This window comes from Mycobacterium sp. H4Y (genome assembly GCF_000364405.1).
Lineage (GTDB): Bacteria > Actinomycetota > Actinomycetes > Mycobacteriales > Mycobacteriaceae > Mycobacterium > Mycobacterium intracellulare.
In genome coordinates this window covers 53,092-66,183 of record NZ_AKIG01000002.1, presented here as the reverse complement: position 1 = coordinate 66,183, position 13,092 = coordinate 53,092, and the positions used below count along the sequence as shown (strand labels likewise).

Sequence of the window (13,092 nt, the reverse complement as noted above, 5' to 3'; positions counted from 1 at the left end):
CGCTAAATCGTCCCTTCCGGTAGGCGGCGCAGATATCCCTTGCGGCGCTCGGCGAGCTGGGCGGCCCGCTGCTGCGGGCTCACCCGCGCCAGGTGTGGCACCTCGGCGTCGAGCCGGTCCAGCTTGACGACGCGACCGCGGGCCCCGAGGTCTTCGCGGGGACCGTTTTCGCCGAACTCCGCCATGCGCAGGGTCAGGATGGCCTCGCGCAGGCCGTCGGAGTCGATCCAGTTGGCCACGCCGGGGTCGACGGGGGAGATCACGTAGGTGTAGGCGCCGTCCTGGTTGGGGACCGACTGCGCCTTGTTGAGGCTGCCGGTGCGGTCGACGAGCTCGAGCGTGGTGCCCCAAACGTTGCTGAGCGGGACGGTGAAGTATTCGGCGCCACCGTCATTCAGGTCGACGACGAACGCCTCGTCGGGGCCGAGATCGAAGCGGCCCATCACGTACACCTGGTTGCGCATGGCGCCGATCTTGTCGGCCGACCAGGCCAGGTTGAACTGGTTGGCCGGCATCTTGTACACGCCGTGGCTGAGCTTGCCGGTGAAGTTCGCGAAGTAATCCATCATGGCGGCGGTGGCCTCGGCCTGCTCGTCAAGGGTGCGTGCCGGTGTTGACGCCGGGGCGCCAAGCCGTTGCACCTCAAGGTGATTGGGGTCGTCGCGGCCCCAGTCCAGCAGTACGTCTCGAATGTAGAACTCGTGTGCCGCCGGGGTGCTCCGCACGTGATTGGGCCGGCCGTTGGCGGGTTCGGAGTCGACGGTGATGGTGAAGCTGCCGTCGGAATCGACCCGCATGGTGCGGCCGTTGAGCACGTCGACGGTGCCCATGTTCGCATCCCAGAGGGTGAAGTAGTTCTCGGTCATCCGGTGTTCGCCGACCCGGCCGTGGATCTCGTAGCGCTCGTCCCCGGAGATGGGGATCACCCGGTACACGCTGTCGGGATTGTCGATGCCCCACCGCGATCCGGGGATCCGGCGGCCGTTTACGGGGTGGGCCAGCCGGGTGATGCAGCTGACCTTGGGGCGCAGCTTGTCCTGGTTGGACGACCACATCGCCGCCGAGAACATCACCTCGGCGAACGCGCCGTCGAACCGTTCGCGCATCGCGTCGGACGCCTTGGCGCGGCCCAGCCAGGTTTCGGCAACGGTCCGGTACGCGGCCTTGACGGTGGGATGCTCGATCAGCTCGAGCGCCGCCAATTCCTGTTCGTGCTGGGATGCCGTCGCGACCGGGTCTTCAGGCATGCGCTGTTCCTCCGATGTATTGTGCGAATCGCTTGTTGTACAACGTGAATCGCTCGTCGACCTGCTCGGGAAGCAGGCCGTAGTTCTCCAGGCCGTAGGGCGGGCGCGCCGCCTCGCGCGGACGCTCACGCAGCCAGCGCCGCATCGCGTCCTCGGCCTCGGCCGCCAGCGGCAGCCCGATCGCGTCGTAGACGCGGGCCACCTGCCCGATCGGGTCGGCCACCGCATCGTCGAACCCGATGTCGGTGACGCGCTCACCGTCGTCGGACCAGCCGTCGCGGGTCGTCATCGCACGGTCGTTGGTCCAGCCCATCCGTGCCAGCCATTGCGCGCCGACCCGGTGGGCGTCGACGACGTCGGCGTGCATCGCGTGCAGCGTGGCGTTCAGACTGGCCCCCGACGCGATCGTGGTGCGAGGATGGCGGTGCATGTGCACGACGTGCAGGTCGGGGAACTGGGCGCGCAGCAGGCCCAAATACCCCAGGTGCGCCGGCGATTTGAGCACCCACCGTTGACCGGCCAGCCCGCGTTGGCTTTTTTGCCATTGCAGGAACTGCAGCATGCGGTGCAGGTAGCCATAGGCGGGGGAGAAGTCCTGGTCGTCGAGCCAGGTTCGGTAGTGGGGCAGGTGGGCGCCCGACTCGGGGACGTGTGACAAGAAGGCGTCCGCCAAAAAGACGATCTCCTCCTCGGCTTCGGTGGCGTACATCGGGTGGATGGAGAACAACTCCGGCGCCAGTTCGCGCGATTTCGCCTCGCGCGCTTGGCTGATGGCGATGCGCGGATCCACCCCGGTGAACGGACGGTTCAACCGCGGCGCGACCTCGACGACCTCCCACCCGTACGCGCAGACGAAGCGCGGATCGGCCGCCAGCAGGCGCTGCAACAGCGTGGTCCCGCTGCGCATCATCCCGACGACGACGATCGGCGCGGCCACCCGCTCGTCGAGAATCTCCGGATGGCGGCGGATCCACTCCTGGGTGCGCAGCCGCATCCGCAGGCTGTGCACGATGCCCGAGCGCAGGATGTGGGCGCCGATCGCGTTGAGGTCGGCGCGCGCATAGTCGCGCAGCAGGACGGTCAGCGGCTCTTCGAATTCGCCCGGGCCCCAGTCGGTGAGCCCTTCCTTGCGTTGCGCGTCGGCCAGGACGGCGGCCGGCTCGAAGACGCTGGGGGATGGCACGAGGCTCAGAACTTCAGGTGGTGGCTGACGTCGCCGACCTGGTCGACGAACATGGTGCGGCTGTCGAAACACCAGGCGCCGTCCACCCGGTGAAAGGTGTCCTTGTAGTGCCCGGTCACGATGACCTGCAGCGGCAGGTCGGGGGTGGCCTGGGTGACGCAGTAGTAGGACGTGCTCGTCGCGGTGCCCTGAGCCTCGTCGATGTACAGCTGGACGTTGGTGGTGTTGTGTTTGGTCTTCGGGGTGCCGTCTTCGTAGATGCGCGTGGCCATTTCGTACATCTCGCGGACCCGCGCCGAGCCGGCGAACACCGTTTCCGGCGGGCCGTCCTCGACGCCGCAGATGCGGCCGTGCTCGAAGAGGCGGGCCACCCCGTCCAGGTCGCCGCCGTCGAGCAGCTGCGCATAGGTGTAGATGAGATTGGTGATCTCGGTGGCGCTGTCACTCATGTCGAACCGCCTCGGGAAAGTCCGTCCGGTCCAACTTACATAGAACCGACGATTACTCTTAGTCGCCGTGACCTTACCGTGGACGCCGAGCAGGCTCGGCAACCTGACCGGCAAGCGCGTGATCGTGACCGGAGCGACCAACGGGGTGGGGCTGGGCACCTCGCGCGCGCTCGCCCACGCCGGCGCGCACGTGATCCTGGCCGTGCGCAACACCGAACTCGGCGAGCAACGCGCTGCCGAAATCTCCGCGAACGGCGGCGGTGCGACGTCGGTGCTCAAGCTCGACCTCGCCGACCTGTCGTCGGTGCGGGCCTTCGCCGGCCTGATCGACGAGCCGGTGGACATCCTGATCAACAACGCCGGCGCGCTCACCGACCGCCGCACCGAGACGGTCGACGGATTCGAGATGACGCTGGGCACCAACCTGCTCGGGCCGTTCGCGCTGACGAACCTGCTGCTGCCCAAGGTGCGTTCGCAGATCATCAACGTCGGCTCCGACGCCCACCGGTCGGCGACGCTGCACCTCGACGACCTGCACCTGCGCCGCCACAAGTGGACGAGGTTGGGCGCCTACGCGCAGTCCAAGCTCGCCGTGATGCTGTGGGGGCTCGAGCTGGACCGCAGGCTGCGCGCGGCCGCATCGCCGCTCGTCACGCAGCTCACCCACCCCGGTTGGGTGGCCTCGAACCTGTCCAACCTGGGCGACTCGCCGCTGATGTCGCTGGCCCACAAGGGGGTCAAGGCGGTGGCCGACCGGTTGGCCAACGACATCGACGAGGGCGCGGCGCCGACGCTGTACTGCATCAGCGAGCCGATTCCGCCCGGCAGCTACGTCGGGGTCAGCGGCAGGTTCGGGCTGCGCGGTGGGCCGGTGCTCATCGGCCGCACGCAACTGGCGTGCGACTACGACACGGCCGCGCGGCTGGTGGCCTTCGCCGAGCGCGAGACCGGCACGAAACTGGAGATCTGAGCATGGGTGAATTCGACAACGTCGTCGCCGTCGTGACCGGCGCCGCGCGCGGCCAGGGCCGCAGCCACGCCGTCGCGCTGGCTGAGCAGGGCGCCGACATCATCGCCGTCGACATCTGCGCCGACCTCGAGGCCATTCCCTACGCGTTGGGCACCGAGGCAGAGCTGGCCGAAACGGTCCAGCTGGTCGGGTCGGCGGGCCGCAAAGCGGTTCCGGTGATCGCCGACGTGCGCGACCTTGCGGGTCTGCGGGCCGGCGTGCAGGCGGGCATCGACGAGCTCGGCGAGGTCGACGTCGTCATCGCCAACGCCGGGGTGGTGGCGATCGGCGTCACCGAGCCCGACGCCGAACCGGTGTTCAACACGATCGTCGACACCAACCTCAAGGGTGTGTGGCACACCATGCTGGCGACGGTCCCCTCGATCGTGCGCAAGGGCGTCGGCGGCTCGGTCGTGCTGGTCAGTTCGTCGCAGGGCCTGACCGGACGTGGCGGTGACGGCAGCGCCGCGATGTTCGCCTACGCGGCGTCCAAGCACGGTGTCGTGGGTCTGATGCGCTCGGCGGCCAATGCGTATGCGCCGCACAAGATTCGGGTCAACTCGGTGCACCCCAGCGGTGTCGCGACGCCGATGATTCTCAACGACTTCGTGGTGAACCGGATGACGGAGAACCCGAACCCGGCCGTCTCGCAGATGCTGCTGCCCGGCGTGCCGTTGGTCGAGGCGCGGGACGTCACCGAGGCGGTGCTGTGGCTGGCCGGGCCGCGGTCGCGCTACGTGACCGGGGTGTCGATCCCGGTCGACGCCGGCCACGTCGTCATGTAGGGGGAACTAGCCCCTGACGACCTTGCCGGCCTTGATGCAGGACGTGCAGACATTGAGGCGCTGCTTGTTACCGCCCGGACGGGCGACGTGCACGGTCTGGACGTTGGGGTCCCACCGGCGGCTGGTGCGGCGGTGGGAGTGCGACACCGACTTGCCGAAGCCGGGGCCTTTCCCGCAGATGTCGCACACAGCGGCCATTGTTCAAGCTCCTCAAAATCTCGGGGGTCCGGCAATCCGGCCGGGACAGCCCGGCCTCACCGGGCCCAATCAGAATACCGATTGTCGTGGTAACCACCAAAACGTCGACGGGCGGCCCGGGCCATGCCGGGGTCAGGTGTGCGCCGCGACCCCTTGGGCGGTAAACACCGAGTCGATCACAGTACCGGCGCGAATCCGGGCTGCTCGGACGCGGCGCCGCTAGGATGGCGTCGCCGCCGATGGTCGGTGCGGTCGCTGCCTATATCAGGTGCGGACGGCGCGCTGATTGGCTGAAGTCTTCTTCCCGGTGGTGCCGGCCCGCGCGGAGCTGCGGATGAGGCTGGGAAGCGAATATCGGCAGGCTTGAGGGGAGTGCGCGGGGTGGTTGCGCGCGCCGAAAACGCCGCCGGTCCAGCCGACGTCGAAAGCGGGCGGGGCTCACCGGCGGGCGTACGACGGTTGGTGTTGAGGTTGCGCCGGGTGGCGGCGGCCTATCTGGTGGTGGCGGCGCTGGGCAGCGTCGCCATAGGGAGTACGTCGGTCAACTGCCCGACCGCTGTGGGCGGGCAGGACGGCATCGGGCAGGGCGGACCGGGCCCGAGAGCATCGGGCCCCGCTCCAGCCGATGCGACGTGGTGGTGGCAGCCCCGTCCGCCCCGTCCCGCGGTGCAAGAGGCGGCCGCGGTGCGCGGCGGAATCCAGCTGCGGCAGGTCGCTTTCGACGGTCGGGGAGTGTGGCCGGACGGACCCGACGCGATCCGCGGCTATCTCGAGGAGGCACTGACCCGGATCGGCGTCACCGAGGCGTCGGCCCGTGGTCACTGGATCGAGGGCATGATGACCATCGCCGACCACGAATCGCAATTTCATTCGGGTGCGATCAACCTGTCAGACAGCAACGCCTACGGGCCTTCTCAGCTCGACGGTGGCCCGCTGCACGCCACGCGCGGCCCGTGGCAGGTAATGCCGGATACCTTCGCGGCCTTCCACCAGCCCGGGACGTCGAACTCGGCGTGGGATCCGGTGGCGGCCGCATGCGCGTCGATGAACTATCAGATGAGCCGCTACGGCGTCAGCCGCGACGGCAGCAATCAGCGCGCGCTGGTGGGGCAGGCCAATCCCGGTATCCGGCAGGGCTATTAAGCTCTGCCGCTGCCGGCCGGCCGCTCGATCTTCCTCAACGGCGCGGAGCAACTGAGCGCAGCGGCTGCGTCGCCGGGCTACGCTGGCGCCCACCGGGAGACAGGTGCGGAGGAGGTGGGTCAACTGGGCACTGCTGATACGTCGCAGCTACGTCTCCTGGACGCGATGACCCTGCGAGACTGGGCGCACACCGCCGTCAGCGACCTGATCACCCACATCGACGAGATCAATCGACTCAACGTCTTTCCCGTCGCCGACTCCGACACCGGCGCGAACATGCTGTTCACCATGCGTTCGGCCCTGGCGGAACTGAACGCGCAGGGCGGCTCGGGGTGCGCCGCCCGGGCCGCGGCCGCGCTGTCGGCCGGCGCGCTGAACGGCGCCCGTGGCAACTCCGGGGTGATCCTGTCGCAGATCCTGCGCGGCCTCGCCGACGTCACCGCCACCGCCGCGAGCGACGCCGGCGGCGACCTGCCCCACATCGACGCCGTCGTGCTGGGCGATGCGCTGCAGCGCGGCGTGGAGCTGGTCATCACCTCGATGGGCGGCGAGGAAGTCCCGGGGACCATCGTCTCGGTGCTACGGGCCGCCGCGACCGCCGTGCAGCAGTGCGCGCGCGCCGGGGACGGGCTCGCGCCGGCGGTCATCGCCGCCGGGGACGCGGCGGTGGTCGCCCTGGAAAAGACCCCCGAGCAGCTCGACGTGCTCGCCGACGCCGGAGCCGTGGACGCCGGCGGGCGGGGCCTGCTGGTCCTGCTGGACGCGTTGCGGACCACCATCACGGGGCAGGCGCCCGCCCGGGCGGTCTACGAGCTCGCGCCGCGGGCGCAGCGCACCGAAGCCCCCGCGCCGCGCCCGGCGCCCCAATTCGAGGTGATGTACCGGCTGGACGGCTGCGAGCCCGCGGCGGCGGACGCGCTGCGGGACCGGCTGGAGGACCTGGGCGATTCGGTGGGCATCGCGTCGGCGCCGTCGTCCGCGCAACGCACCTATTCCGTGCACGTGCACACCGACGACGCCGGCGCCGCCGTCGAGGCGGGACTGACGGCCGGACGACTCAGCCGCATCGTCATCTCGGCCCTGAGCTCCGGGGCCCCCGGGTTGCCCGCGGGCGGCTGGACGCGGGAACGGGCGGTGCTGGCCGTCGTCGACGGCGACGGCGCCGCCGAGCTGTTCGCCGGGGAAGGCGCCTGCGTGCTGCAACGCGACCCCGCGGCGCACGATCCCACGACCAACATCAGCGCGCACCAGCTGATGCGCGCCGTCGTCGACACCGGCGCCGCGCAGGTGATGGTGCTGCCCAACGGCTATGTGGCCGCCGAGGAGCTGGTCGCCGGGTGCACGGCGGCCATCGGCTGGGGGATCGACGTGGTGCCGATCCCGACCGGGTCGATGGTGCAGGGGCTGGCCGCGCTGGCCGTGCACGAGACCGGCAGGCAGGCCGTCGACGACGGGTACACCATGGCCCGCGCGGCCGGCGCCGCGCGGCACGGATCGGTGCGCATCGCCACCGAGAGCGCGTTGACCTGGGCGGGCCGCTGCCATCCCGGCGACGGCCTGGGCATCGCGGGCGACGAGGTGCTGATCGTGGCCGCCGACGCCGTCGGGGCGGCGATCGGCCTGCTCGACCTCCTGCTGGCCTCCGGCGGCGACCTGGTGACCGTGCTGCTGGGCGCCGGCATCGAGACCGATGGGGACGTCGGCGCCGTCGGCGACATCCTGGAAGAGCACATGCACGACCACCACCCGGGGACCGAACTGGTCACCTACCGCACCGGCCACCACGGTGACGCGCTGCTGATCGGGGTCGAGTAGCGATGGTGTCGCTGTCCGACCGGCTGGACTACGCCGTCGGCGGGAAGGTCGTGGAGCTCCTCGACGAGGTGTTCGGCATCCGGACCGTCAACGACCTGCTGCGCCACTACCCCCGCAGCTACACCGAGGGCGCCAGCCGCTGGGACGCCGACGACGAACGGCCGCCCGCCGGTGAACACATCACCATCGTCGACACGATCACCGACACCGAGACGTTCCCGATGAAGAAGACGCCGAAGAAGGTCTGCCACCGCATCACGCTCGGCTCCGGGCGCAACAAGGTGACCGCCACGTTCTTCAACGCGAACTACATCAAAAAGGACCTCACCACCGGCACCAAGGTGATGCTCTCCGGCGAGGTCGGGTTCTTCAGGAACGTCATGCAGCTCACCCATCCCGCGTTTCTCCTCCTCGACACGCCGGACGGGAAGAACCGCGGCACCGTGTCCCTCAAGAGCATCGCCAACGCCTCGCACGCCACCACCGGCGAAGACATCGCGGACGCGTATCAGCGCCACTTCTTCCCGATCTATGCGGCCAGCGCCAAGCTGCAGAGCTGGACCATCTTCGCCACCGTCCGCCAAGTGCTCGACGTCCTCGACCCGGTGCCCGATCCCCTGCCCGAGGACCTGCGCGCGAAATTCGGCCTGGTCTCCGAGGATCAGGCGTTGCGCGACATCCACCTCGCCGAAAGCGAGCCCCGCCGTCAGCGGGCGCGCGAGCGGCTGACCTTCGACGAGGCCGTCGGGCTGCAGTGGGCCCTGGTGGCCCGCCGGCACGGCGAGCTTTCGGAATCGGGGCCCCCGGCGCCGCCGCGTTCGGACGGTTTGGCCGCGGAACTGTTGGGGCGGTTGCCTTTCGAGCTGACCGCGGGGCAGCGTGAGGTGCTCGGCGTGCTGTCCGAGGGGCTGGCGTCCAACCGCCCGCTGAACCGCCTGCTGCAGGGGGAGGTGGGCTCGGGTAAGACGATCGTGTCGGTGCTGGCGATGCTGCAGATGGTGGACGCCGGTTATCAGTGCGCGCTGCTAGCCCCGACGGAAGTGCTTGCCGCGCAACACCTTCGATCCATCCGCGACGTGCTCGGCCCGCTGGCGATGGCGGGCCAGCTGGGCGGTGCCGATCGGGCCACCCGGGTGGCGTTGCTCAGCGGTTCCATGACCGCCGCGCAGAAGAAGCAGATCCGGTCCGAGATCGCCCGCGGCGAGGTGGGCATCGTCGTCGGCACCCACGCGCTGCTGCAGGACGCGGTGGAGTTCGACAACCTGGGCATGGTGGTGGTCGACGAGCAGCACCGCTTCGGGGTCGAGCAGCGAGATCAGTTGCGGGCCAAGGCCCGTCCCGGTGTCACCCCGCACCTGCTGGTGATGACGGCGACGCCGATCCCGCGCACCGTCGCGCTCACCGTCTACGGGGACCTGGAAACGTCGACGCTGCGCGAACTTCCGCGTGGACGCCAGCCGATTACCAGCAACGTCATCTTCGTCAAGGACAAGCCCACCTGGCTCGGCCGCGCCTGGCAGCGCATCAGCGAAGAGGTCGCCGCCGGCCGGCAGGCCTACGTGGTGGCGCCCCGCATCGACGAGGACGACGATCCGGGCGCGCAGGAGCAGAACGCCAAGGCCCCCGAGACCGCCGAAGGCCTCTACGCCCGACTGCGTTCCGGCGAGCTGGCGCACCTGCGGCTGGGGCTGATGCATGGGCGGCTGTCCGGCGACGAGAAGGACGCGGTGATGGCGGCCTTCCGCGCCGGCGAGATCGATGTGCTGGTGTGCACCACCGTCATCGAGGTCGGCGTCGACGTCCCCAACGCCACCGTGATGCTGGTGATGGACGCCGACCGGTTCGGGATCAGCCAGTTGCATCAGCTGCGCGGCCGGATCGGCCGCGGCCGGCACCCGAGCCTGTGCCTGTTCGCCAGCTGGTCCGCGCCCGACTCGCCGGCCGGCCGGCGGCTGCGCGCGGTGGCCGGGACGCTGGATGGCTTCGCCCTGGCCGACCTGGACCTCAAGGAGCGCCGCGAGGGAGATGTCTTGGGCCGCAACCAGTCCGGCCGGGCGATCACGCTGCGGCTGCTGTCCCTGGCCGACCACCTGGAGTACATCGAGGCGGCGCGGGAATTCTGCGTCCGAACCTATTCCGAGGACCCCTCCGATCCCGGATTGGCCGTGCTGGCGGCGCGATTCACCGACACCGACCGCATCGAATACCTGGACAAGAGTTGAACCGCAAGGTGCTGTTGTGGTTGGCCGCGGCGGCCGCGCTCGCGGTGGTGGTGGCCTACCAGACGGTCGGGACCTCGGCCTCCCGGCACTCCGCGGAATACGCTGCGCGCGCGGATGTTCCGACGGTGCTGCCCGGCGTCGACGTGTTCGCGGGCATCGCGGTCGTGCCGGTGCGGCTGCACCGCTACGACTACCTGCGGGCGGCGTTCGGCGACGCCTGGGATGACGACAACGACGCGCCGTTGGGGCACAACGGGTGCGACACCCGCGACGACATCCTCAACCGCGATCTCGTCGACAAGACGTACGTGTCGATCAAGCGGTGCCCGGACGCCGTGGCCACCGGCACGCTGCACGACCCGTACACCAACAAGACGATCGCCTTTGCGCGCGGCCCCAAGGTCGGCGAATCGGTGCAGATCGACCACATCGTGCCGCTCGCGTACGCCTGGGACATGGGCGCGTACGGCTGGCCGGCGCCCGAGCGGCTGCGCTTCGCCAACGATCCGGCCAACCTGCTGGCCGTCGACGGGCCGGCCAATCAGGACAAGGGCGATTCGCCACCGGGCCAATGGATGCCGCCCAACGGGGCGTTCGCCTGCCAGTACGCCATGCAATTCATCGCCGTGCTGCGCGGCTATGCGCTGCCGGTGGATGCGGCGTCGACCGGTGTTTTGCGTCAGGCCGCCGCGAGTTGCCCCGCGGGGTAGCCGTCGCTTATGAACCCTCGTAGGTGTCGGGGTCCGGGCGCAGCCGGGTGCCGTCGTTGAGCCCGTTGATCGCATCCATGTGCTCGGCGGCCAACTCGAAATCGAACACGTCCATGTTGGTCGCGATGTGCTCTTCCTTGGCCGAGCGGAAGACGACCGCGTTGCCCAGCTGCAGGTTCCACCGCAGCAGCACCTGCGAGGCGGTCTTGCCGTATTCGCCGGCGATCGAGCTCACGGTCGGGTTGTCGATCAGCTTGCCCAGCGCCAGCGGCGTGTAGGACTGGGTGACGACGTTGTGCTCGGCGTTGGTCTTGCGCAACGCCTCCTGGTTGAGCAGCGGGTGCAGCTCGATCTGGTTGACCGCGGGGGTGACGAACGTGAGGTCGATGACCGTCGTCAGGTGTTCCTCGGTGAAGTTGGAGACGCCGATCGAGCGGGCCTGCCCGTCCCCGCGGGACTGGATCATTCCGCCGAAGGAGTTCACGTAGTTGCCCAGCGACGGGGCCGGCCAGTGAATCAGGTACAGGTCGACGTAATCCAGGCCCAGCCGTTCCAGGCTGGCGGTGCAGGCGTCCATCGCCCCCTTGAAACCCTGATCGGAGGTGGCCAGCTTGGTGGTCACGAACAGCTCGGCGCGCGGAATCCCGGAGGCGGCGATGGCGCGCCCGACGGCGGCCTCGTTGCCGTAGGCCGCGGCGGTGTCGATGAGCCGGCAACCGATTTCCAGCGCCGCCGATACCGCGCGTTCGGTCTCGTCGTCCGACAATTCCGCGACGCCCAGGCCCAGGGCCGGCATCGTGTTTTCGTCGTTGAGAGCAATTGAGGGTGCGGCGGAGCCCGACTCGCCAGTCAATTCATTCACCTGCCTGTGAAATTAATGGTCCGAGATTGTGCACCGAGCCGGGTTCCGCCATCGCGCGAGAAGATCAACGGCGTTCGGCGCCGAGTTCGAGGCGCTGCGTTCGAAATCGAACACGTCGAAGTTGCTCGCAATCCGTGAAGGCTTCATCGGCTTGGGGATCACGATATTACCGAGGGAGCAAATGCAACCTAATCAACACCTGGGCAGGTGTCCATCCGCGGTCTCCGGTACCCGGTGCGCCACCACGTACAGTTGGTCGCGCGGCACACCGGAATCGGCGGCCGCTCAGGGGTGAATTCACTTTCGTCGTCAAGCGGTGCCACGTTGTTTGAAAAAGGGGGTTGCCCATGACCAAGCCTCTGTCTGCCGCGCCAGACGTGCACACCGCAGCGCAGCGCGCGTCGGTGCCCTTGGCCAGTCGCATCCAGGGCGCCGTCACCAGCGCCGGGGTCAAGGTCATCCCGTGGATCCCGACCGCGGTGCGACGAGGGCTGGTTCGCGGCCGATCGGTCATCATCGACGGCAACACCCTCGATCCGACCTTGCAGCTGATGTTGTCAGGCCTGCGCGCCGTCGGCATCGACGGGCTGGTCGTCGGCGACGACCCGGCGGCGTCCCGGGCGCAGATGCACGACTCGACCGTGGGCTTCCCCGGTCCGCAGATCCACGTCGAGGTCACCGAGTTGTCGCTGCCCGGCCCGGCCGGGGACATCGGCGCGCGGCACTATCGTCCGGCCGACGGCGCGGCGGCCCCGTTGCTGGTCTTCTACCACGGCGGCGGCTGGTCGATCGGTGACCTGGACACCCACGACGCGCTGTGCCGGCTGACCTGCCGTGACGCGGGCGTCCACGTGTTGTCGATCGACTACCGGCTGGCCCCCGAGCACCCGGCGCCGGCCGCGATCGAGGACGCGTACGCGGCGTTCACGTGGGCATACGAGCACGCCGGCGAGCTGGGCGCCGCCCCCGGCCGTATCGCGGTCGGCGGCGACAGTGCCGGGGGCAACCTCGCCGCCGTCGTCAGCCAACTGGCGCGCGACGAGGGCGGCCCCGCGCCGGTGTTGCAGTGGCTGATCTATCCGCGGACCGACTTCACCGCGAAGACCCGGTCTCTGAGCTTTTTCTCGCGCGGCTTCCTGCTGACCAAACGCGACATCGACTGGTTCGAGTCCCAGTACCTGCGCCGTTCGGAGCTGGACCGCACGGATCCGCGCGTCTCGCCGGCCCTGGCCGAATCGCTGGCCGGGCTGGCGCCGGCGCTGATCGCGGTTGCGGGCTTCGACCCGCTGCGCGACGAGGGCGAGGCCTACGCCGAGGCGCTGCGGGCCGCCGGGACGGCCGTCGACCTGCGTTACCTGGGCTCGCTGACCCACGGCTTCGTCAACATGTTCCAGCTGGGCGGCGACAGCATGGTCGCGACCAGCGAGCTGATCTCGGCGCTGCGCGCACACCTCAGCCGGGTCTGAGTC

12 protein-coding genes and 1 pseudogene are annotated in these 13,092 nt (G+C 69.4%); 7 read left to right on the top strand and 6 right to left on the bottom strand.

The genetic code is table 11. The features are described 5' to 3' along the window. Positions 1–2: 2 nt before the first annotated feature. The 3 genes from W7U_RS13990 to W7U_RS13980 are packed head-to-tail and all read right to left on the bottom strand — an operon-like array spanning position 3 to position 2,879. Complete coding sequence (locus W7U_RS13990; RefSeq protein WP_008258980.1) at positions 3–1,247, bottom strand: hypothetical protein; 1,245 nt, start codon at positions 1,245–1,247, stop codon at positions 3–5. Beyond that, the gene (locus W7U_RS13985) at positions 1,240–2,430 is read right to left on the bottom strand and encodes a sulfotransferase (protein ID WP_008258979.1); all 1,191 of its coding nucleotides are present in this window, start codon (positions 2,428–2,430) and stop codon (positions 1,240–1,242) included. The genes W7U_RS13990 and W7U_RS13985 overlap by 8 nt, the downstream gene beginning before the upstream one ends. A 5-nt stretch (positions 2,431–2,435) precedes the next feature. Next, positions 2,436–2,879, bottom strand: coding sequence for a nuclear transport factor 2 family protein (locus tag W7U_RS13980; protein WP_008258978.1), 444 nt, complete (start codon positions 2,877–2,879; stop codon positions 2,436–2,438). A gap of 67 nt (positions 2,880–2,946) precedes the next feature. Between W7U_RS13980 and W7U_RS13975 the strand changes: the two genes are divergently transcribed. After that, a complete protein-coding gene (locus tag W7U_RS13975) occupies positions 2,947–3,849 on the top strand; it encodes an SDR family NAD(P)-dependent oxidoreductase (protein WP_008258976.1) in 903 nt (300 codons plus the stop codon). A gap of 2 nt (positions 3,850–3,851) precedes the next feature. After that, on the top strand, positions 3,852–4,673 hold the full coding sequence (locus tag W7U_RS13970; RefSeq protein WP_008258974.1) for a mycofactocin-coupled SDR family oxidoreductase: 822 nt from the start codon (positions 3,852–3,854) through the stop codon (positions 4,671–4,673). Positions 4,674–4,679: 6 nt separating this feature from the next. Here W7U_RS13970 and rpmB read toward each other — a convergent pair whose 3' ends face one another. Further along, the gene (gene rpmB / locus W7U_RS13965; protein ID WP_008258973.1) at positions 4,680–4,871 is read right to left on the bottom strand and encodes a 50S ribosomal protein L28; all 192 of its coding nucleotides are present in this window, start codon (positions 4,869–4,871) and stop codon (positions 4,680–4,682) included. A 459-nt stretch (positions 4,872–5,330) separates the two neighbouring features. Here rpmB and W7U_RS13960 point away from each other — a divergent pair, with 459 nt between their 5' ends. The 4 genes from W7U_RS13960 to W7U_RS13945 all read left to right on the top strand — a co-directional run bounded on the left by W7U_RS13960 (position 5,331) and on the right by W7U_RS13945 (position 10,761). Then, positions 5,331–6,014 (top strand): transglycosylase SLT domain-containing protein, encoded by a 684-nt coding sequence (locus W7U_RS13960; protein WP_306454285.1) that lies wholly within the window; start codon positions 5,331–5,333, stop codon positions 6,012–6,014. 165 nt (positions 6,015–6,179) lie between these two features. Next, complete coding sequence (locus W7U_RS13955; RefSeq protein WP_008258970.1) at positions 6,180–7,829, top strand: DAK2 domain-containing protein; 1,650 nt, start codon at positions 6,180–6,182, stop codon at positions 7,827–7,829. Positions 7,830–7,831: 2 nt separating this feature from the next. Further along, positions 7,832–10,051: an ATP-dependent DNA helicase RecG gene (gene recG / locus W7U_RS13950; RefSeq protein ID WP_008258969.1), complete on the top strand. Its 2,220-nt coding sequence runs from the start codon at positions 7,832–7,834 to the stop codon at positions 10,049–10,051. Further along, positions 10,048–10,761: an HNH endonuclease family protein gene (locus W7U_RS13945; RefSeq protein WP_008258968.1), complete on the top strand. Its 714-nt coding sequence runs from the start codon at positions 10,048–10,050 to the stop codon at positions 10,759–10,761. Before recG ends, W7U_RS13945 begins: the two co-directional genes overlap by 4 nt. A 7-nt stretch (positions 10,762–10,768) precedes the next feature. Here the strand turns inward: W7U_RS13945 and W7U_RS13940 are convergent, their stop codons facing one another. After that, a complete protein-coding gene (locus tag W7U_RS13940; protein ID WP_161807802.1) occupies positions 10,769–11,614 on the bottom strand; it encodes an aldo/keto reductase in 846 nt (281 codons plus the stop codon). A 5-nt stretch (positions 11,615–11,619) separates the two neighbouring features. Continuing rightward, a pseudogene (locus W7U_RS26780) lies at positions 11,620–11,840 on the bottom strand (oxidoreductase); the annotation flags it as partial. Positions 11,841–11,970: 130 nt separating this feature from the next. Between W7U_RS26780 and W7U_RS13935 the strand changes: the two are divergent. Beyond that, on the top strand, positions 11,971–13,089 hold the full coding sequence (locus W7U_RS13935; protein ID WP_008258966.1) for an alpha/beta hydrolase: 1,119 nt from the start codon (positions 11,971–11,973) through the stop codon (positions 13,087–13,089). Positions 13,090–13,092 lie beyond the last annotated feature (3 nt).